General features: G+C 44.5%; 19 protein-coding genes. 3 read left to right on the top strand and 16 right to left on the bottom strand.

Going from position 1 to position 25,350, the window contains the following annotated elements:
* Positions 1-196: 196 nt before the first annotated feature.
* The 7 genes from R2R71_RS19675 to R2R71_RS19645 all read right to left on the bottom strand — a co-directional run bounded on the left by R2R71_RS19675 (position 197) and on the right by R2R71_RS19645 (position 8,694).
* The gene (locus tag R2R71_RS19675) at positions 197-916 is read right to left on the bottom strand and encodes a response regulator transcription factor (RefSeq protein WP_316832997.1); all 720 of its coding nucleotides are present in this window, start codon (positions 914-916) and stop codon (positions 197-199) included.
* Positions 913-1,947 carry a sensor histidine kinase gene (locus R2R71_RS19670; RefSeq protein WP_316832996.1) on the bottom strand — a complete coding sequence of 345 codons (1,035 nt, stop codon included), beginning with the start codon at positions 1,945-1,947 and terminating at the stop codon, positions 913-915. Before R2R71_RS19670 ends, R2R71_RS19675 begins: the two co-directional genes overlap by 4 nt.
* Positions 1,944-3,353, bottom strand: a complete 1,410-nt coding sequence (locus R2R71_RS19665; protein ID WP_316832995.1) for an alpha/beta hydrolase family protein — start codon at positions 3,351-3,353, stop codon at positions 1,944-1,946. Before R2R71_RS19665 ends, R2R71_RS19670 begins: the two co-directional genes overlap by 4 nt.
* 179 nt (positions 3,354-3,532) lie before the next feature.
* A complete protein-coding gene (locus R2R71_RS19660; protein WP_316832994.1) occupies positions 3,533-4,339 on the bottom strand; it encodes a DUF3667 domain-containing protein in 807 nt (268 codons plus the stop codon).
* 516 nt (positions 4,340-4,855) lie between these two features.
* Entirely contained in the window at positions 4,856-5,323 is a 468-nt protein-coding gene (locus R2R71_RS19655) for a low affinity iron permease family protein (RefSeq protein ID WP_316832993.1), read from the bottom strand.
* Positions 5,324-5,820: 497 nt separating this feature from the next.
* Entirely contained in the window at positions 5,821-7,158 is a 1,338-nt protein-coding gene (locus tag R2R71_RS19650; RefSeq protein WP_316832992.1) for a serine hydrolase domain-containing protein, read from the bottom strand.
* A 1,005-nt stretch (positions 7,159-8,163) separates the two neighbouring features.
* Positions 8,164-8,694 carry a hypothetical protein gene (locus R2R71_RS19645; protein WP_316832991.1) on the bottom strand — a complete coding sequence of 177 codons (531 nt, stop codon included), beginning with the start codon at positions 8,692-8,694 and terminating at the stop codon, positions 8,164-8,166.
* Between the two features lie 502 nt (positions 8,695-9,196).
* Here R2R71_RS19645 and R2R71_RS19640 point away from each other — a divergent pair.
* From R2R71_RS19640 to mobC, 3 genes are read left to right on the top strand one after another with little or no spacing between them, the layout of a single operon-like run.
* Positions 9,197-9,664 (top strand): mobilization protein, encoded by a 468-nt coding sequence (locus R2R71_RS19640; protein ID WP_316832990.1) that lies wholly within the window; start codon positions 9,197-9,199, stop codon positions 9,662-9,664.
* Entirely contained in the window at positions 9,646-10,899 is a 1,254-nt protein-coding gene (locus R2R71_RS19635; RefSeq protein ID WP_316832989.1) for a relaxase/mobilization nuclease domain-containing protein, read from the top strand. Before R2R71_RS19640 ends, R2R71_RS19635 begins: the two co-directional genes overlap by 19 nt.
* Complete coding sequence (gene mobC / locus R2R71_RS19630; RefSeq protein ID WP_316832988.1) at positions 10,896-12,932, top strand: conjugal transfer protein MobC; 2,037 nt, start codon at positions 10,896-10,898, stop codon at positions 12,930-12,932. Before R2R71_RS19635 ends, mobC begins: the two co-directional genes overlap by 4 nt.
* A 110-nt stretch (positions 12,933-13,042) precedes the next feature.
* On the opposite strand, the gene R2R71_RS19625 is transcribed toward mobC, so the two are convergent.
* The 9 genes from R2R71_RS19625 to R2R71_RS19585 all read right to left on the bottom strand — a co-directional run bounded on the left by R2R71_RS19625 (position 13,043) and on the right by R2R71_RS19585 (position 25,348).
* Positions 13,043-14,056, bottom strand: a complete 1,014-nt coding sequence (locus tag R2R71_RS19625; protein WP_316832987.1) for an NAD-dependent epimerase/dehydratase family protein — start codon at positions 14,054-14,056, stop codon at positions 13,043-13,045.
* Between the two features lie 298 nt (positions 14,057-14,354).
* Positions 14,355-15,320, bottom strand: coding sequence for a helix-turn-helix transcriptional regulator (locus R2R71_RS19620; protein WP_316832986.1), 966 nt, complete (start codon positions 15,318-15,320; stop codon positions 14,355-14,357).
* A 293-nt stretch (positions 15,321-15,613) separates the two neighbouring features.
* Complete coding sequence (locus R2R71_RS19615; protein WP_316832985.1) at positions 15,614-16,309, bottom strand: TetR/AcrR family transcriptional regulator; 696 nt, start codon at positions 16,307-16,309, stop codon at positions 15,614-15,616.
* A 5-nt stretch (positions 16,310-16,314) separates the two neighbouring features.
* Positions 16,315-17,592 (bottom strand): aminotransferase class I/II-fold pyridoxal phosphate-dependent enzyme, encoded by a 1,278-nt coding sequence (locus tag R2R71_RS19610; RefSeq protein ID WP_316832984.1) that lies wholly within the window; start codon positions 17,590-17,592, stop codon positions 16,315-16,317.
* A 748-nt stretch (positions 17,593-18,340) separates the two neighbouring features.
* Complete coding sequence (locus R2R71_RS19605; RefSeq protein WP_316832983.1) at positions 18,341-19,405, bottom strand: C1 family peptidase; 1,065 nt, start codon at positions 19,403-19,405, stop codon at positions 18,341-18,343.
* 5 nt (positions 19,406-19,410) lie between these two features.
* Positions 19,411-21,657 (bottom strand): glycoside hydrolase family 2 protein, encoded by a 2,247-nt coding sequence (locus tag R2R71_RS19600; protein WP_316832982.1) that lies wholly within the window; start codon positions 21,655-21,657, stop codon positions 19,411-19,413.
* A 42-nt stretch (positions 21,658-21,699) separates the two neighbouring features.
* On the bottom strand, positions 21,700-23,655 hold the full coding sequence (locus R2R71_RS19595) for a right-handed parallel beta-helix repeat-containing protein (RefSeq protein ID WP_316832981.1): 1,956 nt from the start codon (positions 23,653-23,655) through the stop codon (positions 21,700-21,702).
* A complete protein-coding gene (locus tag R2R71_RS19590; RefSeq protein ID WP_316832980.1) occupies positions 23,652-24,476 on the bottom strand; it encodes a sugar phosphate isomerase/epimerase in 825 nt (274 codons plus the stop codon). The genes R2R71_RS19595 and R2R71_RS19590 overlap by 4 nt, the downstream gene beginning before the upstream one ends.
* Entirely contained in the window at positions 24,473-25,348 is an 876-nt protein-coding gene (locus R2R71_RS19585; RefSeq protein ID WP_316832979.1) for a phytanoyl-CoA dioxygenase family protein, read from the bottom strand. The genes R2R71_RS19590 and R2R71_RS19585 overlap by 4 nt, the downstream gene beginning before the upstream one ends.
* Positions 25,349-25,350 lie beyond the last annotated feature (2 nt).

The following is a 25,350-nucleotide window of genomic DNA, read 5'->3' as shown; positions in this document are numbered from 1 at the left end:
GGCTATTCCGGAGTGCAGGTGAGAAGATAAATGAGTTAATTCTGCTACCTGAAGGGGGTGGCTTAGTTGGTAGCACTGCAGCGCGAAGGTAACTGCGGCATGCAATTGCCCCCGACAGGTATAGGCATTCCTAGCGTCTAATAAAAGAAATCAATGACGACCGTAATGATCCTGAAAGTAAATGTTAGTGCAGCCCCTACCACGAATAGGCTGCTTTGATGCTGCTCATCTGTCTTCTGGATACTGAAACTTCCTCACCCGAAGACAGTGTCAGGATCATTCTACCGTCTGATGTCTTTTGAATTCCACTGATCAGCTGGATGTTAACAACCTGTCTGCGGTTCGCCCTTAAAAACAAGCCCTCTTTAATACAAGCAAAGACCTGTTGCAGGCTCTTATGATACATCGGGCGGTTTCCGTTGAAAAAAACCTGGGTATAGTTACCATTTGACTCAAACATACTGATTTCTCCAATAGCCACCAGCCAGCTGACCTTTCTATCGGCAATAAATATTTTGTCGCCGTAGTCAAGCTTCCCATCAAGGCCCGCTGCAGGGCTGCTTCCCAGCAAAGCCTCGGCTTTTTGTATCGACCTATTCAACTTTTCCTGTGAAATGGGTTTAAGCAGGTAATCAATCGTATTGTACTCAAAAGATTCAAGGGCATAATCGGCAAAGGCAGTTGTAAAAATAACTATGGGTACTTTTTTAAGCTTGGACAACACGTCAAATCCGCTGCCACCCGGTAAATGAATGTCCAAAAAAACCAGCTCTGGCGCTAGGGCAGCAATGAGTTCCACCGCTCGGTTAACCGTATCGGCCTCCCCCACAACCTGAATTTGTGGATGTGCTTTAATGAGCAAATTCAGCTCCATTCGCGCCAGCCTTGAATCTTCAACAATTACGACCCTGATCATCTCATAATTTTTATTGTAACCACCACAAAAGACGCTTGTTCTGTTATCTCCAGATTAGCTGCAGCGCCATAGGTGAGTGATAAGCGCTCAGCGATGTTTTTAAGACCAATGCCCATATGTTCCTCCAAACCGGCTCGCAAAGCCAGTGTTCCCGTATTTTTAACTTCCAATTGTAATATATTATCATGCTCACCAATACCAATCAAAATCTCCCCACCATTTTCATTTAAGCTGATTCCATGCTTGATTGCATTTTCAACCAAAAGCTGAAGTATCAGCGGTGGGATGGTTTCCATCAGCAAGTGTTCCTGCGCATCAATAACGTATCGAAGGCGCCCATCAAACTGCAATTGCTGAATCTCCAGGTAATGGGTTAATATCCCCAGCTCTTCATTAATGGTAATCAACTTTTCGCCAGTATACTGAAGGGCATGACGGAATATCTCTGCGAATCTGGTCAGCATCTCCCTGGCCAGGACCGGATTTTCCAAAATTAGCGCCCGTATGTTGTTGATCGCATTGAACATAAAATGGGGATTAACCTGGGCTTTTAATGCACCAAGTTTTGCCTTCTGGAACTCGCTCTCCAGCCTCCACTTCTCTACTTCCGCCCGATGATAAGTTCTAATTAAATGGTAACCCAGGTAAACCAGGTCCCAGGCAAGAACGAGGATATAGATTGGCGCCAGGTTGATCAGCACCTTACCTAAATTTATGGCGTAGCTTTTTGTAAAGGGCCAGCTCAACAAGACCATAATCAGTAGCCAAAGCAAGGATTGAAGCAATGCCGAGCCGAGCACATGCAGAATTAGCCTGGGCCAAGGAATTTTATAATCCAGCTTATTCCGGCGATAGTAATTGCGGTAGAGTGTGCTTGAGATTAGCCCTCCAAAAGAAAGACCGGTAAAGTTTAATACGGCCAGCGCAAAATCAAAACCGCTGTAAAAGTACTGTGCACAAAAATTCACCCCTCCAATCAGCAGCCAGAAAAGTAACTGAAGGGGCCAAAACCAGCTATTCAATCGAATCATAGCTGCACTATCCAGGCACCGACTTTTTCTAATGCCTGCGGGTTTACCGTTTCCTCAATCTGGCCATATTCGGCCATTGAACCAGTCTTGGCAAGCTGCAATAGGTGATTCAGGTTTTTGATGGGCACGATCTCAAAATGCTTGTTGGCTGCTTTTGAAAGACTAGCCCTGATGCCCGCTAAATTGCTTACGCTCGCCACCTGCATATCCAGCGTACCGTTGATGGCCAATACCGGACACTTCACCTTTTGAAGGTATACTTGGGGGTCAAAGCTGATGAAATACCTGAACCATGGATCGCTCAATTGTTTCAAGGTGCTTTTCACCCTTTCACTAACCACAACCTCAGCATCTCCATCATCCATGTTTTTGTGGAACGCTTCGGTTAAAACGGTATCCAATTTCACCTTAAAATCAACCGCATTCAAATCTTTGTACTGAACTGCTGCAGCATAGATTTTACGGTTTAGTGCTGAATTCATTGCCACTGCTGAATCAGGCAATCCCGAAATAAGCATTTGGTCTTTCCCCTGCTGCACCATCAGCTCCCAGATCGGTATTCCTGGACCTGCCAGCAGTACGATAAAATGTACGGCGGGATTTTCACTCGCCACCATCGGGGCAATCATCCCGCCCTCGCTATGCCCGATGAGCCCGATTTTGAGCGATTTTAGATCCGGACGCGATTTGATGAATTCAACGGCAGCCTGTACATCGGATGCGAAGTCAGCCGTTGTTGCTCCGGAAAACTTACCCCCGGACTTTCCCACCCCGCGGTCATCATAACGCAATACCGCAATCCCTCGCCTGGTTAAATAATCACTCCAAACCAGAAAGGGCTTATGCTTAAACTGAGCAACTTCCTCATTGCGGTCCTGGGGACCAGAGCCTGAAATCATTACCACAATTTTGTTTGCCTTCCCGCCTCTTGGCAAGCTAAGCGTTCCGGAGAGTTCATGGCCAGCAGCCCGGTTCTGAAAAGTCACCTCCTGCTGGTCGTAAGGAAAATCCGAAGGCTCCTGAGGCCTGTTAACAACAACCTTTTCAACCCCCTGTTCTTTACGCGAAAGCTTTAGCGGCAAACTCCCCGGCCCCTGGGTAAAAGTCCCTTTCAACTCATCGTGCTGCGCATCATAATTCGCTTTATACACCAGGCCAAGCTTCGCCGCCTCAATACTGATTTCATTTCCTTGGATGGTTGTCTTATCCGTTGGAATTCCCTTTGCCCCCTGATCCGGGCTATCCATCGTGCTCACAAATGCAGTTCCCTCAGCCTTGATATGGAAATTGACCCGTAGCTTTCCGCCCGGGATTTCCAGTATCCCGTACCAGCTACCGGTTAGATTCTGTGCATATAACAAATTACTCATCGCCACCCCGATAAAAAAGCAAATCAATTTCTTCATTTTAATTTTGGTTATTCCCAAAAGTAACTGTTCCAGCAGAAAAACAAAACCATATTGTGTCCAGCGGTTAAATAAAGTGACAAGCGGCAAATTACGGGCAGCAGCGGTAGCACTAGCCCTAGCGTAGCAGCCTACCCTACCAGGAATATATTTAAGCCGAATTTAGTGGTTTTAAAAAATCAATGGTTGAAGAATGCATCCATTATCCCAGCAATTAAAAACGGGATCGCCCAGAAGCTGATCATGCCCAGTACATACGCCGCCAGCGCCTTAGCATACCCGGAAACTTTTTTTGAACTAAAAAACTGTCCGATTGCCCATGTGGAATAAGCAATACCCACGATGCCTGCAATGCTCATCAGATTGATATGGGTAAGCCCCTGGAAAATCACAAAAAGCGAGAAAATGAGCATGCTCCTGCCCATCACAAAACAAAGCAGAATAAGTGTCTCATAGATATTGTAGGAACACTTCCTAAAAAAAAGCTTCAGCCAGAGCGCAATAAACATCCCCATTAAGATATTAGCATAGCCATAATGCGCCTGTACCCATTCCACAATCGGCGTCATGGTGGTCCGCTGCACCTCATGGTATTTCACATAACCATCATCCACATGAAAAAAATGCGAAAGCAAGGTAAAAATCAGCGAAGTTATAATAATGAAAATGATCGGTTTAACTAACCGGCTTCTGTTTTCGGATAAATACTTTCGGATATTCTGCCCAGGATGCAAAGCCAGTTCGCGTATAGTATAGAGTATACCTCGCTCGAAATGCAGGATGTGCTCAATTTCATGCATAATATAGTGACCATCAATTCTTTTCAGGCTTTTCGCCTGTCCACAGTTGGCGCAGTAGTTAGCCGTGACTTCCGCCGCGCAGTTCGTACAATTCATCAATTTAGCTGTCTTTACGGATTTCGGTTTGGTTATTCTCACGCCAAAGGGGGTGATTAGCCAAATATAAAGAACGCTAAAATAATTCATACCCTTAAAGTGAAAATTTTTCAGCTTATTTTTTTTAAAGGGCTCAGGAAGATTATTCCGCTACGAGTTAAGGGATCATTGAGATTAGGTATAGACTGATTTTCCCAGTAATTTTCAGCGCTGATGGTATCTTAAGAATTCCAAAGCGATGATTTTCAGCTTTTCAATTAGTCTTTATCCTACAACCTTTAATTTTGTAGGTCTTCTATTTCCATGGTGCACGAGGGCTAAATTGCAGCTGAAGGACCAACTATGCTGCATCAGCCAGGTAATCTAAGGCAGCTGATTGCTCAGGTATATCGCAGTGGGTTTTGAGGGGATTATCCCTCAGTAATTTCTTTTTTAACCGGCACAGGATAGCAATGGAACGCCCTCAAGAGCTGAATATAAAGAATCATTTTATCATCTTAAAAATTTATACGCTAATGCACCAAAGTACTTTGTTGCATTAGAAGGCATTTTTTTGATAAACCAAAACAATTCCTTCCAAAAAACGAGGGCATCACCCCGGTTATCCTATTGATGTTTCAACCCCTGTTTTACCCGCAGACCACTTTTCGACTTCTGGTTATTTTCTGCAGCATCAATCGAGTGGGTACAAGTAATATCATCTTCTTTTTCCGCAAGTTCGGAAAGCTGTTTGTAAAACCTGTGCAACTTATCGAGTTCCGCCTCAGTGAGATCCTCAATATCAACCATCCGATTACTTGCCCCCTGGTGGGCCGCAAGCAGTTCATTCAATTTCAAATGAATTGCCTTGGAATCCTTATTCTGCGATTTCTGTATTAAAAATACCATCAGGAAAGTAATGATAGTGGTGCCCGTATTAATAACGAGCTGCCAGGTCTCGGAATACTTCGCCACCGGACCGCTAGCTGCCCAAAGCACAATAACGCCAACAGCCGAGATAAATGCAGCCGAGCTACCCGTTGCAGCAGTAGCCCAATTGGAAAAACGCTCAAAAAAATTCTTATTTTTTGCCATGAGTTAATTTTAAAAATGTGACAATATAAATAAATCCTCTCCCCTTACCATACAATCAAATTTTACTTCATACTTTCTTCATAATTCTGGAACTTCAGACACTTTTCTACCAGGCCCGTCCAAGGATCAAATTAGCACTTCAGCTAATTAAGGTTTATTGTTATCGATAAGATAAACGCCGTGAGCATGTACAGCTAAATGCTGAAATTTATTTTTCTAGACAAATGATATGCTCTGTACACTTGTGTCAGGTTAATCGATGAGTAATGGAACTGATATGCCAAAGCCAAGCTCAAATCAACGTTGTACAAAATTCGTATCCTCACGCAAAAATAATGTTCGCATTGAAGATCGGGCATAATCTTGCCAAAGCGCCCATACATGAAAACAAATGCTTCTCTGACTAAGAGAAGCAATCTTTCAACATTATTGGAAATAGCAAAATTTTGATCCGATAAAAATTAATCTCCCCAACCTCCGTTCAAAACTTTCCAAAATTAAAGGTGTTCCCCTGATTTTGTTGTGAGGCCGTCACGGATAACAATTGTTAATTTGCCAGCTTTATCAGCATTGATAGCAATGCTCATATTGGAATCTTCAACAAAAAATTTGTTTTCATTTTCAGCATAAATCCGGAACGGCTGCTGACCAGCAGTTTGCAGGTAAAGCTGATTATTGACTAACGCTATGCTAGTTTGGTATGCACTACTTACATCATATCTGCCCGCATATTGCTTAAGCAATTCCTGGGAGAGTTCGACTGAATGTTTTGGTAATGGCAAGGTATAAGGTTTATGATATAATATTGCGATCAATTTTGCGGCAATCGTTTCGATCCATGTACTGGTTTGATTGGTTAGCATAATAATGCATATATCGTCCTGCGGAATCCTGCCAAAATAACTTGTTGCACCTTCGAGGTTTCCAGGATGGTATGCAACTTTTTTACCATAATAGTCCTCAATAAACCAGCCTAACCCATAATCACCCTTAATAGGGATATAGCTATGCTCCAGGCTATTGGCACTAATTATCTTATTTTCTTTCAACGCATTATTCCATTTCAGCAGGTCGGCCATGTTTGTATAGAGTCCACCCGAAGCGCCAGTCCAACTCCAGTCCCAAATTGGTGCAAGTTCCTGACGGCGGGTTGAAATGTATTGATAAGGCACTGTTTTTTTAGCCCCCTTAAAACGTGCATAATCAAATCCACTTGCAGTCATGCCCAGTGGATTGAATAGATAACGTCTTACAGCGTTGCCATAATCCATGCCTGTCACGCGTTCGGCAATAAATCCCAGCAGATCATAGCCGGAATTACTGTAAGAAAACGCACTACCTGGCTCGAAGTCCAGGGCTTGCGTAGAAAAATACGCGACTAATTCTTCCCTATCAGTTTTCATTCCAGTTATAATCCGCTCCTTAAATGACTCGTTGCGTAATACCTCCCTGATCCCGGAACTGTGGTTGAGCAAATGCGCGATAGTGATGTTTTTTTCAGGGTGAATTGTAGGAAAAAAGTCTGTAAGGCGGGTGTCCAGGGTCAGTTTTTTATCCTCTATGAGCCTTAAAATCAGTACTGCAGTAAAAGTTTTGGTTAGGGAAGCTATCTGGAAAGTGTCATCTCGGGAGAGTTTTATTTTTTTTGCGATATCCCTGTAACCATAAGAACCCTCGAAAATTGTTTTACCATATTGGGTAATCACAACATTGCCATTGAATTTATTAATTGCAGCATAAGCCCTGATTAGGCTATCCATTTTCAAAGGGATAGACTGCGCTAAAGAATTGAAAAAATTAATAAAAAGTAGCAGGCAGCTCAGGATATATTTCATAAAGTTAAGGGTCATTTATTGTTAAGACGAATGTAATCAAAAAGGGTTGCATTGTTAGCTTCTGTTTATGCATCGAGCAACTTTGAGGTTCATTGTTATGCAAAGATGAATGATCTTAAAATAGTTTACAATTGAGTAACCAGTAATTTTACTCGCATTTATAGGTATATCCCTTGGACTTGCTTACATTCAAACTTTGCGTTTTGGATTTGAACTAAAAAAACAATCCATAACAAAACTCAGAATAATAAACGCCGCTTGTTTTTCACCCATGTTCCGATTTAAAAATTGTAACGTTTTTAAAAAGATGGAATAAATCGGAAAGGTAAAATCTTTGGTCAATTGACTTACTCATGTCCGAAAATCTCATGGGCGATTTAGTACGATTAGCGTATTTAAGAGAAAAATTGAGGGCAATCGATCGCAATATTCCTAGAGCGAATCTGTTAAACGAAATCTTCCCTTCGGTATACGGTTAAATTTTGCATTATTCCTACGAGACAAATACTGGCCCTCTAGCAGGGATTAAATTGAGTGTTTGTTTTTGTATTGAGGTTTTTGTCACATCATCCCTTAAAGCTCATCTTCCAAAGGTTTTTGGGCGGAGGAGGAGGCAAATGCAACCCCTGAACCAGCAGGTAATTCGTGAGAAAGGCATTCATTTTTTTTATGGAGTAATGCTGATTAGCAGGTTTTGGTGAGCAATTGAATCAACACTTTTATTGATCAAAAAAATATTCACCTTATCGTCAGACCGCAATAACATTTGCATAGCCGTTTTAATTTCACCCTGCTGAGGCAAATCGATTGAGGGTAAAATTGACGCGAACGCAGCTTTCTAAAATGCTGTTCCATTTGGTTTTCAAAGTTCTTTTAATGGAAAGTTACTCCTTGAATCTGGCAGCAACCGACACGCCTCCGCTGCATAGATATTATAGCGTTTGCCTTGGTGATTTATTGATCCAATTTTAAGCATAACCTCGTCCTTTTATCTGTCTCTGATGCTTAGCGCAACATTGTGCTAAATGGAAAAATAACCGGTCCAAGTACATCTTCTCCTTTACTGGCGGTAAAAGTAATCTGGCCTTTGAAAAAAGTGGAGGGCAATTTGGTACGGATGCGCTGGGTAAATATTGCGGAATGTTCGTAGTAGGATTTACCTATGATAGCTTGCTCTGAATTGGAAAAAATCGGTGTTGCTGCGCTAATTCCACCTAAGGGACTAGCGGAGCCACTATACGGAAAGGAGAAATTGAGCCTTTCAGGACCATAGTTATCCATCGCAAATAGTTTCCAACCAGGTTTGATTTCTGCAGTAATGGTGAGCAGTACTTCTTTTAGCGAAATACGTTGACTGTTAAAGCTAAAATTTATCGGCTGCATTTCCTGCGCGTTGGCGGTAGCAAAATAAAAGAACAGTAAAAAGGCGAAACAAAGATATTTCATAGTTAGTGGAGTCATATTTCCAAAGGTCTTGAGGAAATTTACCACAGCAAAAAAATTGTCATGTATAGCAAAATCACATGCTTCAGGCATGCTTGACGAAATTATATTTGGAGGAATCACTGAAGCGTTAAGGCCCGCAAGCCCACCTTAACGAGGTGTTTAAATTTAATCGATGGAGATTTCTGAGTCCAAGCTATTTAACGCTAGTAGTGATTTAGCTTCTTTTGAGTGTACCAATTTAGCTTTTAAATGTTGAAAATGAAATGTGATGAAGTATCGGTACTGGAAAGTCATTCTGAAAAGATAAAAAAGGGAAAGGCACAAGAAGTCAGAGGAAGAAAGTTCAATGGAGCGCCCTATCTGAATCTAAAAAAAGTGAATACATTACCACGGCAACGCATCCGGCAACTGCTGCGTGCAAGCATTCCACTCGAGAATATTTAGTGGCTGCAAGGTGAAAAGGGGGAAACTAGCACCTAACGCTTAACATATTTTATTTTTTTGGAAAAAGCGGACTTATAACCAGTTCCGATAGGATCGCATTGGCCCGCGTGTGCGTGCAGCAAGATGTAGTTTTGTAGACACAAACATCTTGAAAACCTTGTGGTTTTGGCATTTACTCGGAACTCGTTATGCCTTAAAACATTTAAGAATGGGTAGACCAAAGCTAGGTAATGATAAGCGACTGACCAAACTGATTCGCGTTAGGGTCAGTGAAAAAGTGTATTTAAGACTGACTGGTTTGCAAAAGCAAAGCAACTGTCGAAGCATTTGCGAGCTGGCCCGAAAAATACTTTCAAAAGAGCCAATAACCTTATTACATAAGGACATCAGCATGAATGGGCCTATGGAGGAGCTGGCTTTAATCCGCAAAGAAATTAAAGCCATCGGAATTAATATTAACCAGCAAACGCATTACTTCCATGCCGCGAAAAGCAGTTCGGAAAAAGCTTTTTATGTGAAACAAACTTCCGCTTGCTATCAAAAAGTAGACGAGAGGATAAAAGAGTTGCTAAAACTAGTGAATAAACTCTCAGCGCTATGGTTGCAAAAATCATAACGGGAAAATCCATCCGTGGCATCCTGCATTATAATGAAAATAAGGTGGATGCTGGCCAGGCGCGGCTGATTATGGCCAGTGGCTTTGCCGCAGATATTGAAATAATGAACTTCATGCAAAAACATAACCGCTTTAAGCACTTAACTGATTTATCACCCAGGGTAAAAACCAATGCGGTACATATCAGTTTGAATTTCCACCCTAATGAACATCCGAATGATGAAAAGTTGCAGGCGATCACTTTAGACTATATGGAAGCGATCGGTTTCTCCGAGCAGCCATTTTTGGTTTACCGCCATGAAGATAGCGCCCATCCTCACGTGCACATCGTAACCACCTGTATTAACCGGGAAGGGAATAGAATGGATCTACATGATATTGGAAAGAAAATTTCAGAGCCTGCGAGGAAAGCCATTGAGGAGAAATATGATCTTATACGCGCTGAGGGTTTGGAGAAGCCGATAAGGGCAAAGTTGGAAAAACTAGACTATGGAACTGTCCCGACTAAAAGTACTTTAAGCAACCTGGTGACTAGGGTCAGCCAGGAATTTGCTTACGGTTCTTTCGCCGAATATAAAGCAGTATTGGCACATTTTGGTGTGATGGCCGATACTGGTGCACCAGGAAGTAGAATGTTTGAAAAAAGGGGCTTGCAATATTTTCTCACCTCAAGTGATGGACAGGCTAAGGGGATCCCGATCAAAGCGAGTTCGATATCCGCTAAACCTACAATGGCAAACCTGCATAAGCGATTCAAAAGAAACATGGAAAAAAAGCAAAGTCATAAACCAGAGCTGAAAGCGATATTGGATAAAATTTTAAGTACAAAAAAGCTATTCACTATTCCTGAATTTACGGCCTCGCTCCTGTCCGAGAATCTCATCCCTATTTTCCGTCGAAGTCCACAAGGGCTGCTATATGGCATAAGCTATATTGATCTTTTCAGAAAGGTAATCTTTAATGGCAGCGAGCTCGGCAAGGCTTACAGTGCAAAGCTGATTTCAGTTAAATTATCATCTCCGGCAGAGATCAATTCATCATTAAGTATTTCTTTAAATAAAAATAGTAAGCATAGTCATAATGAGTTTTCTATTGATAAACATAAGATCTATTCGCTACCCCTATCAAATGACTTGACCACTTCAAACGAGCCAGCTCCGATTGGCGTAATTAAAAGGCGAAAGAAACGCCGAAAAGGTAAAAAAATCGTTCAGGAAATTGACCATCGCTTATGAATACCGGGGAAGATGTGCAGGGCCTGCGCAAAATCATGGATTTCAGCCGGCTGATAAGTATTTGTATATTGAGTTTGCATTTTTATTTGAGCTGCTATTCGGTCTTTTTGCACTGGGGACTAACTTCGAAAATATCTGACCGGATTATCGATAACCTATCCAAAATCAATTGGTTGAACGGGATAACTAAACCAAAGCTATCTTCATTGCTGTTTCTTCTGATTTCTCTTCTCGGTGTAAGGGGCCGCAAGGATGAGCAGGCGAAGCTGAATTGGATACTCAGCTATTTTGCTGTGGGCGTTGTGATCTACGGCCTATCCTACTTAACGCTATACCTCGAGCGTGATGAGCAGGCCGTGGCTATAACGTATATGGTGGTCACCCTTGCAGGCTATTTGATGGCGCTCACTGGTGGCGCTAGGTTATCCAGGCTAATTAAAGGCAATTTAAACCAGGATGTTTTCAACCACCTCAATGAGACCTTTCCGCAGGAAGAGCGACTTTTGGAAAATGAATATTCCATCAACCTGCCCACGCGTTATGCCCTAAAAAAGGAAACGAGAACGGGCTGGATTAATATCATTAATCCCTTCAGGTCTATCCTGGTTGCGGGAAGTGGCGGTGCTGGGAAGACTTATTTTGTCATACGCCATATCATCTCCCAACAAATCAGCAAAGGTTATAGTATGTTCCTGTATGACTTTAAGTTTGATGACTTAACCAGGCTAGCTTACAATTATTTATTAAAATACAGAAACGCTTATCCTGTTGCGCCTCAATGCTACATCATCAATTTTGAAGACCTGTCCCGTAGCCACCGCTGCAATCCGCTTTCGCCTGAAAGCATGGAAGATATCACAGACGCTTCGGAAGCCAGCAGAACTATTCTAATGGGTCTAAATAAAGACTGGCTAAAAAAGCAAGGGGATTTCTTTGTCGAATCCCCTATAAACTTTTTAACGGCTGTCATCTGGTTTCTAGCCAAATATGAAAATGGCAGGTATTGCACCCTGCCCCACGCGATTGAGCTTATTGGACTAGGTTATAAGGAGCTATTTGCACTCCTGGAAAAACAGGTAGAGGTTAAAGTCCTCATCAATCCCTTTGTCTCTGCGATGCGCAACAATGCCCAGGCGCAGCTCGAGGGTCAGATCGCATCGGCTAAGATTGGACTAGCGAGGCTTTCTTCGCCCCAGCTTTACTACGTTTTATCCGGGGATGATTTTAGTTTGGATATCAATAATCCTAATGCACCGAAAATTGTTTGCATGGGCAATAACCCACAGAAGATTGATACTTATGGTGCGGTACTTTCCCTTTACGTCAACCGGATGCTCAAGCTTATCAACAAAAAGGATAAACTAAAATGCAGTCTGGTCTTTGATGAGTATCCGACGCTGGTGGCGAATTTAATAACCACCATCGCTACCGGTAGAAGTAATCTAATTTCTTGCACCCTTGGCATACAGTCTATTGAGCAGGTGAAAAAGGAATATGGCGCGGAGCAGGCAGAGATTATCATGGGCATTTGTGCAAATATACTTTGTGGTCAGGTGAGTGGAGATAGCGCCAAAAAACTGTCAGAAACTTTCGGTAAGATCATGCAAGATCGCCAGTCCTTAAGCATCAATAGCTCAGATGTTTCTGTCTCGAAATCTACACAAATGGATTATGCAATCCCCGCCTCCAAAATTGCAACGCTTTCTTCAGGAGAATTTGTCGGGCTGGTGGCAGATAGCCCGCAGGAAAAGATCCCCCAGAAGATGTTTCATGCGGAGTTGCAGAATGACCATGAGGGCATTAAAAAGGAAGAAGCAGCCTGGGTGGTTATTCCGGAGATTAGGAAAGTGACCATTAAGGATGTGCAGGTAAATTATTTAAGGATAAAAAAAGAAGTGGCGGACTTTGTTCGCAAGGAATTAGCGCAACTCGATGAAGGCGGTCGTGCTAAAAAAGGAAACCGCAAGGAGAAACTCAAACGGGATTTGAGCTTAGGTCGCGACAAGGATAAAAAACAGCAATTATCGATGTAGCTTGAAAAAGTTTTCCTAGACTTGCTGTCGCGTCAACGGCTCATCCTGAAGCATTTAATTTATGGTTTTTCTTTTATGAACTGTGCAAATTGCCCCTTCTACTCTTTGCATTACGACATTAAGGGCTGGCTGCCAATTTTTTCAATTAATTGTGATATAGCCACAGTCTCCTCTTCCTTGGTTCCGGATACAGTTCGCAAGTTTCTTAGCATTTCTGCCGTCATTTGCTTCAAGTTGTATTGCGCCTCCCATCCCCAGTCCAGTAAGCTTTCGGTATCATTGATGGAGTAAGGCCAGCTATCAGCAATCGCCTGCCGGACGTCCGGACGGTATCGGACTTTAAAATTTGGGAAATATTTTTTGAGCTCCGTGTGCAGCTGTTTGGGCGAAAAGCTCATCGCTGAAAGGTTGTAGGCAGTGCGGATTTTGATTAACTCTTCCGGCGTATCCATGAGTTCAAGCACCGCTCTTACCGCATCGTCCATATACATCATGGGCAAGAAAGTATCAGATTTAAGGTAACAATCGTAGGGCTTTCCTGCAAGAGCGTGATGGAAAATATCCACCGCATAGTCTGTGGTGCCTCCACCCGGCATCGCCTTATGAGAAATCAATCCTGGAAAGCGAAGGGAGCGGATATCCAAACCGTGGCGATGGTGGTAGTACTGACACCATTGTTCGCCGGCTACTTTGCTTATCCCATAAATGGTGGTTGGAACGCTGCCATTTTCCTGGGGACAGTTGATTTTTTGTATTTCAGGTCCGAAGACGGAGATACTGCTTGGCCAAAATAGCTTTTTAACGCCCCGCTCGACACAGGCATCTAAAACATTTAACAGGCCGTCGACATTCAATGACCAGGCGGTCTTTGGGTTGATCTCGCCCTTGGCTGATAACATTGCAGCCAGGTGGTAAACCTGGGTAATATCGTGACGGCGCAAGCAGTCTTTGAGCTGATCTGAATCCATCACGTTGAGCTGCTCATATGGCTTACACAGGGCTGAATGATCCCCGGTATGGATATCCGCTGCTACAACATTTTCCCAGCCATAGCGCAAGCGCAAGGCGGCAGTAAGCTCGATACCAATTTGGCCCATTGCGCCGATAACTAATACATTTTCCATTTAGCTATTCTTTTGTATTTTTTTGCCAGCTAATCAGCCAGCAAAGTTTTCTCAAGGCAAAAATTCACGACAGCTGATACGACTGCCGTGAATTACCCAGGGCATCCGCCTGGCACATCATTATTAACCTCACCTCAAAAACCGATGATTTTGTAGCCCGGTTGCATCAGGGTGCTCAGAGAGAAAACTATATGGAAGTTTGTGACTATCCATGCCGCGAAATTGGGAAATGGCAGGCTAGCGGAATAAAAAAATCTCATTTTAGCAAAATCACTAATGCCTGTAGAAATCTACCAAATCAAATTTGGTTTAGCTGCGCTTGGTCGCCATTAATTGAAAATGATTCCAGTTTACGTAGTAGTTCCAAGCGGGTCCGGACCTTTGCTTTATTGTAAATGTTCTGCACGTGTCTGGAAACGGTTGCCGTAGCGATGAAAAGTTCATCTGCAATTCGTTTTTTGCCTAGGCCTTGCCGTAGCAGATAAATAATTTCCAGTTCACGGGAGGAAAAGCTAAACCGCTTCAGATTTTGTTCAAAGGGATCAGTTTGCTGCTGTAACTGGTAAAATTGTTCGATTATGCTTGCATCCGATTTGCGTCTATTGACCTGTTGAATGATAAAGGCAGCTGTGGCCAGGATAAAGCCCAGGTTAGTAAAGAGCATTTCAATCCACTGTCTCACCTCGAAATAAACAAAGACGCTTAAACACACCCATGGCAATACCGCGCAGTAAACTGTAAGCGCCTCCCACCGACGAACCAGTATGTTCGGATTTTCAGTTAGGTATTTTAGCCGAATCGCGCGAAGGATTGCCCGAAGAATGATAAAGGAATATAAAAATGGAATCAGTAAACCCCAGCGGATGGTGACAGAAAAATCTTCAGTGATCAGATAATAACCCGTGAAGAACACCAGGTATGGTAGCACAATACAAATCGGAACGCCGAAACAGGCATGATAGCGCAAAGTGTCGAGCTGTAGGCTCTTATAGAAAAAATAGGGGAAATAAGAAGCGATCATAAAGCCGCTGCCGTAGGCCAATATGTTTTGCCATTTCACCGGCAAAGGAATCTGCGGATCGGGCATCAAACCGCAACTAACGTTGTATACCAGCAATAAAACCAGTAACACTAGGTAATAGCCCCGGGATCTATCTTCCCGCCTGCTCAGATAATGAGGCAACTGATAAAACACAAGCATACCAAATTCTAGCACAATGAATACGAAGGTGAGCAGGTGCATCTGGGAATTAAATACACGCATAGTCTTGAGGTTAGTTTTGAAGCGTTATTTTTTTTATTAGTGTGAATGTTTGCTTTTCGCTGTTGATACCTGGCTGCAGCAGGGCTGGTTTTTGAAAGCGAATTGCAACAGGAATTCGCTCGCAAATCGAGGTATAGCCTTGGTTAGCGCAGGAACACATTACGGAAAAACTTGGAGTTAAAAGATGATGTTATTCGAGAGCGGCAAGGAATATAAAGGGCATAAAAGTATTGTTACCGAAACCCGGCAGTATGCAAAAAAACAAATACCTTAAAATGCCCTTTACATTTTCTTTATTGCGCTTTCTCAAAAGCCCAGCCAATGAGCTGGCCAATGGTTTTATCGACCGCCTCGCGGTCTTTGGGCTTATTGATGTCAATTCCGCATACCGAGGAGCCGTTTTTATCCGCATGCCAGTTGAGGTAGTACACCCCGCCGAGGATAATGCCCAGGATTGCGCGCAGGTTAATATCGCCATCCTTGAAATAATCATCGGTCAGCCTTGCGAGGGCTGCACCCTGGAATTCTCGCTCTTCGGAGATTTCTTTTAAAATCGGAATGGAAACCGATACCTGCCAGCGGATGAATTCCTGCATTTCAGCATCTGTGGCAAAATGACGGAATTGTTCCTGGAAGATTTTGATTAAAAAATCACGGATCGTATTACGCTCGGGTGAACGCAGTTTGCCGATTTTTTTAAATACAGGCGTCCAGTAATCTCTTTCCTGTATAAAGGTTTTGAGCAAGCCGTCAAAGCTCTTATAATACCAGTAGATGAGTTTCCTGGCAACGCCGGCACGCCGGGCAACGTTGGAGGCGGTCAGGCCGGTAAACCCTTCCTCTTTAATGATTTCGCCCACAGCGTTCAGCAGCAGTTCCCTGGATTCCCTGACGTCCTGTTTTTTTGGCCTACCCGGTCCTCTTTGCTCGATTATATTTTTTTTTCCTGACATGGTGGATTTTGTTGGTAAAAAATAAGGGTTATTCATCGTGCTTATTCTTTATTTAGGGCTTCAGCCTGTGGGATTTGGATCTTGTTTTTGATGTAGTCAAAAGCGTTGAGTACCTTATCCAGATGGTATTTGGTATGGGTGGCCATCAGCGACATGCGGATGCGGGAATCTTTCTTGGATACCGCCGGGTACATGCTTGGGGTGGCATAGATACCCGCGTGAAGCAACATGCTGTTTATCTGATGGGTCTTGGTTAAATCCCGAACTTTAACCGGTATGATGGCCGACTCGGTATTTCCTACATCCAGGCCCATGCCGATGAGTCCATCTTTGAAATAGCGGATATTTTCCCAGAGTGCTTCACGCATATCAGGTTCTTCATCAATGAGATCAATTGCTTTAGATGCTGCAATGACAGCAGGCGAAGAAGTGACCGAAAACAGGTGCTGACGGCTTTGGTATTTTAAAAATCGGATAAGTTCTTTGGAAGCGACCACATAGCCGCCCAGGTGGCCAAAGGTTTTGCTCAAGGTCCCGGTCATAATGTCTACCTTATCATAAAGGTTATACATTTCCACCACGCCGCGGCCGTTTTCGCCAATAACCCCGGTTCCATGCGCATCGTCCATCACCACGTAAGCGCTGTAAGCATGCGCTAAAGCGGCAATCTGGTCGAGTTTTGCGATATCGCCATCCTGTGAATACACCCCGTCGACGATGACAAAAATGGTTTTATATTTTCCGTAGGCTTCCTTTAAACGCTTTTCTAAATGTTCTACACTGTTGTGCAGAAAACTAACTGAATTCTTCGGGGCAATGCCTTCGTGCATACTGGCATGTACGGCCATGTCCACAATGGCCAGGTCATTTTCCTTGAGCAGGGCGAGCATCGTGGCAGAGTTTGCCGTATAGCCGGTGGTGTAGAGCATGGCGGCATCCCGGTGAAAGAATCTGGCTATTTTATCCTCCAGTTCCTGGTGGTATTCATAGTGCCCGCCAATTGCCGGGGAAGCGCCAGAACTGGTGCCCCATTTTCTGATGGCGTCAATGGCTGCTTTTTTCACCATTGGGTGCTGGGAAAAATTCATGTAGTCATTGGAGACCAGCGAGACATAAGGTTTACGCCCGCCGTAACCTGGAATGTCCATGTCGACGGTCGGGCCGCTGCCAGAAAGCCCCAGTAAGCGGTAGTTCAGACGCCCGTGTTTTTCCAGGTAGTCCAGGTACTCATTAAAGTAAGCCGCGCGTTCATAAGCGCTCATTCCAGCAGGATTTTCGAAATCCTTAAATGTTGCATTTGCAAAGTCAATGTTTCTCATTGTTTCTAGGAAATTGGTTTATATTCAATTGGTTAAGGGCTAAGCTAGAGGCGTAAATTATACGCTGGTGTGAATAATCGGCGAAATGTGATTTTTTATTGAATATTTCCATAACTAATTGACAATAAAACAAATAAATTTATAATGCATCTAACCAGATGGTGCATAGCAATCCTGGTCCGCATGAAACGCATGCAAACAGGTCTATCCAGTCGCCTTATCCGGAAAAAAGCAACTGGTAAAAAATGCCAAAAACGTCAGATCTCTAGCACTTACAAGAATGTTTTTAAAGTTTTATCCTGGTTTTTCCATATCAATAGTCTGTATTTTAATGGTTTTTCTTAACGGGTTCTGGCCTTATCAAGGCCGGAATACCCCGCTATATACCTAAGGGTATTCTCGAAAGCCACTATAACTATTCACCGATAAAATTTTTTCTTCATCACTAAACCCCTTTAACAGGAAAAATCATTTTTTGCCGAGCTAAAGCAAAAAAGAAGGGATGCTTTTTTTAAGGCATCCCAGACTTTAAATACATCCTTAATCTTTTGCTTTCCATATTGCTGAAAGAAACCGGGAGTACCATCCAGTCACCCCCGGTAATCATCTAACTAACTATCAGCCACCTATGAAAATGCTGTATCGTTCATCGCTGCTCGCTTTGGAAAAAAGGGTCGAGGTACAATCGCTGCACCTCTTCCCCCGTTCACATCATCACGCCTCAGCGTTCTAATTTTTTCTTTTCATCTTAGCCTGCAATACCCAATTTTTTCTTTAGCGCTTTGGGCAGGGCATCTTTATGCAGCATAATGCTGATGGTGTTTTTGCTGAAATAAGGCATCGACACGTAAAAGAATTCGCCGGTGGCTATTTTTGGGCCCCAGGAGTTTTTCACTTTGAAATAGCCATTGCCTTTCGCGTCTTTGCCTAAGCCAACTAAGTGCATAGCATGATCATCCTGGGTATGAAAATCATCAAAGGCGCTTTGGCGGGATTCGGCGCTAACGAATTCTTCTACGCCATTAGTGACCGTCAGGCGCTGGATTTTTTGATTTGGCTGGAAGCCGCCCGTCACGTCCGCTGCCCAGGCAACTGAGAAACCTTTCTCTATTGCAGTGCTCGCTAGCTTGAGGAGCTCATCCAGCGGAATATTGTAAAACTGTTCCCATTTCCAGTTATCGGGCACCTGCAGGATATTTTTAGCATAGTAGCTTTGATGGGTAAAAGAACCCAGCACTACATAGTTTTCTGCATCCAGGCCAAGCGCTTTTGCAAAGCTTTTGGGCGTATAGGTCTTACCCTGAAAACTGAAGGTCTCTGGCGGTTTTCCCAGTCCTCTATCAAGGATTTGACTGAGTGCTGTTTTCCAGGTGGGGCTTAAGGTTTCGCTGATTGCGGTTTTTTTCACGAGTGAATCAACGCTGTTGACCATTGGTTGGTATGACGCGCCGTAGGTTGGAAAGCTTTCCTGGGGCATTAGCCCAAAATGTTTTAAGCAGAGCAAATCATCACTAAATTCTCCGCCTTCAGAAAATTGAGCTTTGCCGTGCATGCGCACATAATTATCTGCTTTTAATGGATAGATATTCCGAAGAACAAACATTTCGCTTAAGTTCAGGTTCTCGAATTTTCCTATACGCTGAACCTCGGACTGGAAAAAAGACATGCCTGAATAAGACCAACACGTGGAGGATTGACCCTGATCTTCGCAGGGCGAAGTCCATAGGGTTTTAGTATCGGTAATGGCGCCAGACTCTTGCGCACTGCAATAATGCAGGCCAAGGAAGCAAAGTGCAAATAGTATCTTTTTCATATTGCTTAGTGTGCTTGATTAATCCCGGACTGAAAAAACGCTTTATCCTCCGTCGATAAGTATTTGCCATACTTTTCCAGGTATTCACTGGCAACGGGCTTGAAAGCTTTCCAGTCTTTGGCGTTATAAGCGCCGATAGCCTTGATTTTAAGGTAGGTTTCTTCACCCACTTCGCCATAATTAGTCTTGAGGTTTACCCCAATTTCTTCCCAGCTTTTTTGCTGGCTAAACATGGGCTGGATGGCTTCTTTAAAAAGGATAGCGGCCATAAATTTTGAATATTCGCTGCTCCCCATCGCTTTTCTAAATTCTTCCTGGCTTTTAACCATTAAGCTAAATCCTTCATCCTTGGTGCTTACAGTTCCCCGGGCGATGGTGGAAAGCGTTTTAGTGCTTTTCTCGCCAGCGAGGTAGGTGGCGACCGCTTTTTGGTATTGGATCGCTGGATCGGTCAGATCGGCATCCTGGGCAGTCACTACTGGCAAGGAACCCATTTGAGGGTTTAGTGCCGAGTGGATTTCTCGAAGCTCTGTGAAGGGGATTTTGATAACTTCCCGGTCATAGCTCATCAGTCCATTTTGCTCCCCTTCCACGTCGAAAGGTTGGGTGTAGATAGAGCCGGAAAGTCCCTGAGTCTGAAAAGCTTTAAGTTGGGCGTTCATCTGGGCATATTTGGCTTTAAGGGCGGCTGGCTTTTCCTGGATATATCCCCAGGCGGTGCCGGTTAACCACTGGTGATCAGGGATAAATACCCCTATTCCGCCAAATTCGCCGCAAACCTGCGCTTTGCCTGCCATTTTGATGCTGTTCATCGGATCAGGATAGGCATGGACATCGGTCAGGTCTGCATTTATGTAGGCATTTGGTGAGGGCGAACGAAGCTGGCCGTTGACGTAGAGGTATTCTCCACTATGCCCGTTGAGGATTCTAGATGGGTCAGTTTGTTTCACCCATTGACTTAAACGCTCCTGGTCATATTGACCCCATTTTTCATTGAACAGTACCCAGGTAACTATTGAAGGGTAATTGTGCAGCTGACTCAGCATTTCCGCGCCCTGTTTTTCAAAGATTTCTTTAGCTCCTGGGGGTAGGCCTGGATTGGGCTGCACGAAATCCTGCCAAACGAGCATGCCGATTTTATCGGCATGGTAATACCAGCGGGCGGGCTCTACTTTAATGTGCTTGCGGATGGTGTTAAAGCCCATGGCTTTTATGGCCTTGATGTCGAAAGCGAGCGCTTCATCGCTTGGCGCGGTATGCAAGCCCTCTGGCCAAAAGCCCTGATCTAAAGTGCCCAGGTTATAATAAGGTTTGTTGTTGAGCAGAATGCGCTCGGTACCCTTTTCATCTTTGCCGATGGAAATCTTGCGCATGCCAAAATAAGATTTGACCACATCGCTCCCGAGTTTCACCGTTAAATCATATAGGTAAGGTGACGTGGGAGACCAGTATTTAGGTGTTGGAATTGGGAAGGTAATGTTCTGGTTGGTTGTGCCGGTAATGGTTTTTCCTGCTACCGTTAAGCTCACCGGACTCTCGGTGCTGGCGCTCACGGTTACGTTCACCTGGCCTTTGTCGATGTCCGGGGTAATGCTGAGTTTTTCGATGTGTTTTTCGGGCAGCTCTTCCAGCCATACGGTTTGCCAGATGCCTGAACTTGGGGTATAGTAAATGTTTTGGGGATGCAATACCTGCTTCCCCCTAGGGCCAATGCCCGCGTCCGATGGGTCAAAGACTTTCACGCTTAAGGTATTTGCACCTGTTTTCAAGTGTTGGGTGATATCGAAACTGAACTCGGTATAACCGCCTTCATGGTGGCCAATTTCTTTACCGTTGAGATATACCCAGCAGGCATAATCCACCGCGCCGAAATTCAGGCGCGTACGCATACCGCTTTTTGCTTTATAATTGATGCTGCGCTCATACCAAAGGTTTTCTTCAGGCTGTAGGGATTTTTTTACACCACTCAATGCTGACTCAATTGGATAGGGCACTAAAATCTTGCCCTGAAAATGCTCAGGCTTGGCTTCGTCCTTTTTGGTAATGGCATAGTCCCAGAGCCCGTTGAGGTTGGTCCAGTTTTCACGCACCATCTGTGGACGTGGGTATTCCTTGAGCGCATTTTCCGGGCTCACGGTTTTCGCCCAGCGGGTTTGAATGGCCACGGGCTGAATTTTGTAGCTTTCCTGCGCCAGGGCCAACTGGCTGGCTGCAGCGAGTAGAAAGAGGGATAGTTTGGTTTTTATATTCATATCATTAGGTACTTATAAGTGTATTTTGGATAAGCTGAATAACTATTCTGTCCTGAAATTTTGTTTCGTTTTAGGCCAGAGCTGTACGGGACGCTTGGAGATAAAGTTTAGTGGTCCTGGATAATTCCTGGCGCCGGTTCGCGGATTACCGATATAATCCTGGTCAATGTTGAAGGCTTTACCTGCTCGGTTAGTGAAGGCATGACCGTTATCTGTTTTTCCTAATTGGGCGCTGGAGATAAGGGAAACTGGTTTGTTCGGTACTGCCTGCCCATAAAAGGTGATAGACAGTTCGCCTTGAGCCGCTTTCAGCAGGTAAGGGAGTTCGCGGGTAAAATAAAGTTTGGGCTGCTTTTCCTTTGCTAAAGGGTAAGCCCCGGAATAGTATACATTCCCCTCGGCCCGGACAGCAAGTCGGGCGGAATCGTAAATCGAGAGGCCATAGCCAGCCAGCGAATCAACGCCATCTGGAGATTTTAACCAGTAATGCTCGCTGTAGTAGGATTTTCCTTTGTTGCCAATAAAGAGGTTATTGTAAAACCGCGTATCGCCACCCTGAATCGCTTTGATGGCAATAAATTTGGTGCTATGCGGCGCAAAGTACGGCGTGCGTCGTGAGTCGCTGCCCCTGCTGAGTAGCCCAGCAAAAAGGTTATGCACGAAAGCGCCCCCTTCGCTTAAGTCTTTAAGGTTATAGCGGGATAAAAAGAAGTTGTTATCCACCAGATAAGGTCCATGGTTGACTTCAAGAAATAAATCCACGAAGTCGTTTTCATAAAGCAGGTTACCTCCCAAACGTGTCCCCTGGCTCATCCAGTCGAGCCAGATGCCTTTCTGGCTATTGTGGATGCGGTTGGATTTAATGAGTACATCGATTCCGGCGTGCAGTTTGATGCCGGCGATTTCTGCGCCCCAGAAATTTCTGTAGGTGTAAATATCATAGATATCATTGCCGGTTATTTCGCTAAAAGCAGCTCCGAAACTTCCTACAATGCCGGCTTGGCCACAGCGGAAAATGATATTGTTTTTGACCTGATGCGATCCGATGGTGGCTTTAGACCAGCCCTGCTGAATCACTTTTTGCACCATATTGTTATAATGAACAGCGCCATCAATTTCCGGGTTTGCAAACCAGACGTTGTGACCCGAGGCCCGGTCTTTACCCAGGGCAATGCCGACGCATTTACTATCCGAGATGGTATTGCCTTCGATGAGCCAGCCTTTGCTCCAGTTGGTGCCGATGATGCCAATCTGCTCCGCGGTTGGTGCGGCCCACTGAGTGGCCGCCTGCGAAAAATGAAAACCCTTTATGGCAATATAGTTCAGCCCGGTTTTAGCAGGATAAAAACAGGAAGGCCTGACGTTAATTTCGACGGTTGACTGATTGGGATTAACGCCAACAAAATTGGCGCTTAGCAGGACAGAATCTCCTTTAACAGCGCAACTCCAGCTCATAGGCTTATCCGCAAGGGCTACTTCTGCTAATGGCATTCCACTTAAATAAATTTCGCCGGTATGGACCTTATTGCGGCCAGGAAAAAACCAGTCACCAAAAATGAGTTCCTGATAGGGATTGTACGATTTGAAAAAGCTGTTAGGGATCAGGACTTGCCAAAGCGCGCCTTTTTTCTGCCAGCCGGTAATGATTTCGGAGCCTTTGATTTCTACGCGCTCACCGGCTGCTGCGCGGTAAAGGATGCGCCTTTTAGCGGAGGTGCCCCCGTTTTCTGGCGAAATCATTTCCCGGTAAATACCCTGGTGTACGGTGATCGTATCGCCTGCTAAAGCGAGGCTGGCCGCCCTGGAAATGGTTAAAAAGGGGTGGGCTTTATCTCCAAGGCTGCTATCATTACCGGACTTTGCAACATGATATTCTTTCGCGCGGACGCCTATCCAGAAAAGGCAAAGCAAGCTCACAACGGCGAGCAGGCGAAGTAGCAACATGGGCAGCTTGCTGGCGCTTATTACTTTTAACGGTTTATTGAGCTGTTTTCTCATTGGCATCTTAATTTTATCAGCGTCATCATCCAGTTATTTATTGTCCACTGGTCAGCAATGGGTTTGCCCTTAGCCTGGACCATATAGGGATAGGGACCAAATTCTGTGGTGATGGTGATGGACGCATCGGTATTCATTTTTTGTTGCACCTGTATTGCTTTTCGCCACCAGTCCAGGTGAACGGTGGTGGCTTCCTCCCATTCTATTAAGGCCGGATCACTGACCTGCGGGCCCTGCGGATAGCCAATGCGTGCATGAATGTGACGCGTGCGGCTTAGGGCCAGCGCCATTGCATCAGGCTGATCGTAGAGATAGGATTCCGAAACGCAGACCCAATGCGAGGCGTCCAAACAGAGTTCCAGTTCGGGTATCGCCGTTAAATAGGCCTTAGTGATATGGGCGCAAAAAGAAAATTTATTTCGGTGGGTTTCATGAACGACGGGTAAGTCGCGATGTATCCCGTAATCATTGGCCAACTCAATGAGAATTTTGTTCTCTTCCAGGCTAAAAAAATCTTTACCGGTCTGGGAGTTAAGCTTTAAAAATGGGTAAGCCCTGATCTTTTCCAGCCACTGTGAGTAAAGCTCGAGGTGCCGGAAAAAATCACTTTCATAAGTATCATAATGCTGGGCGATGATATCCAGTTTATATTGCTCAGCGAGTTTAAATACGGTTTCAAGTTCTTTGGAGCTGGTATAGCGGTCAATCGCCCACTCTACACCGTCGAATCCAGCGAGCTTGAGCTTGATGAAAAAGTCTTCCCAGTGCAGATCTTCGGATCCCCATCTTGGGTAAAAAAAGGCTAAGGAGCGCTGTATCATGAGGTTTTGATTTTTAGGGTTTCCGGTCTTAAATACGGGCGGTTCACGTCGATGGTGCCTTTATACGCGTATGGGTCTTTCCCGGCAACCATCATGATGTCGCGCAGATCTTCGCTTGCTTCGAGTTTGCCGTCCTGGTCCCAGGGCAGCATGGATTCCGCGGACATGTAATGGTTGACCAGCGCGGTTCGAAAGCAATCCTTGGTATGGTTTTTTTTCGAAGCGTGCAGGGTATAACCGTTAAAGAAGACGACCGATCCTTTTTTCACTTCCAGGGGAATGAGCTCACTTTGCTGGAAGGCCGATACGTCGACGGTATCCACGTCAGCATATTCCGCGCTTAGGTTTTTGATTCTTGGATAGAGGTAACCTTTGACGTTAGAGCCTGGAATAATCCACAAACAGCCGTTTTCTTCTGTCGCATCATCGATGGCAATCCAGACCCCAGTGAGGGATTTATCGCGCGTGGGAATGTAATACTCATCCTGGTGCCAGCTTTGCCCGGCCTTGCCTGGGGCTTTGACAAAGAGCATGCTCTGCATGCATTTAACGTTAGCGGAGATGATTTTGGTCAGAATGGCGGTAATCGATGGATGGCTGATAAAATCCTTTATCAGTGAAGAAATTTTGTGCGGGAAATGAATCGCGATGTAGCGTTTTAAGTTTTCTTCATCGCTCAAGGTTCCAATGGGCATTATGCCGTCCACCAAGCCACGCTCTCCCCGGAAAATGGCCGCAGTTTCTTCTTTCAATAGGTCAATGTCGGCTGGAGAAAGTAGTTCGCTGGCGACTAAATAGCCGCTGTCTTTATAAAAACGGATGTTCTCTACGCTGAGCCCGGAAGCCGAGATATGGGAATGGTTTAAGTTCATAG

Source organism: Pedobacter aquatilis, assembly GCF_032678405.1.
In the GTDB taxonomy this organism is placed as follows: domain Bacteria; phylum Bacteroidota; class Bacteroidia; order Sphingobacteriales; family Sphingobacteriaceae; genus Pedobacter; species Pedobacter aquatilis_A.
This window is presented reverse-complemented; position numbering and strand designations above follow the sequence as displayed.